This is a genomic window from Candidatus Symbiopectobacterium sp. NZEC135 (assembly GCF_025962695.1).
Map to the genome: position 1 here is coordinate 1 of NZ_JAGFPF010001521.1, position 519 is coordinate 519.

1 protein-coding gene is annotated in these 519 nt (G+C 59.0%); it reads left to right on the top strand.

Features of this window, described 5'->3' with window-relative positions; all coding sequences use genetic code 11:
* Positions 1-519: HAMP domain-containing sensor histidine kinase (locus tag J5224_RS35145; protein ID WP_319802559.1), on the top strand; the 519-nt coding region annotated here is incomplete at both ends.

A 519-nucleotide genomic window follows, 5' to 3' on the forward strand; every position in this document is an offset into this window, starting at 1 on the left:
CCTGCGCAGCGCCCGCCCGCTTTCCCTGCAGTTCGATCATCTGCGGGCCTCAGCACAGGCCGTCACTCAGGGCACATTCACTACCCAGGCGACGCTTGTCAGCCAGGCACCGGAGGAAATGCTGCGCTTTGCGCAGGATTTCAATAGCATGACGCAGCAGTTGGCCCGCTATGAGCGTGAACTGCACACGTCCCACGTTGCCATGGCCCATGAATTACGTTCGCCACTCACCGCCGCCATTGGTCGGCTTCAGGGCATGCTTGATGGCGTATTCGCACCCGAACCACAACAGCTAGCAATGGTGATGAAACAGTTGCAACATCTCAACCGCCTGATTGACGATCTGCACCTGATTTCTCTTGCCGACGCCGACAGGCTGATACTGGATCGCCGTGAGCACAATCTGGCAGACTTGATGCGCGAACGCGCGGCCTGGCTCAAGCCGCAGTCAGAAGCCGCAGGCATGCTGATTACCGTGCAGGCCGATACGCCTTGTCCTTATGTGGGTGATGCCTTTGG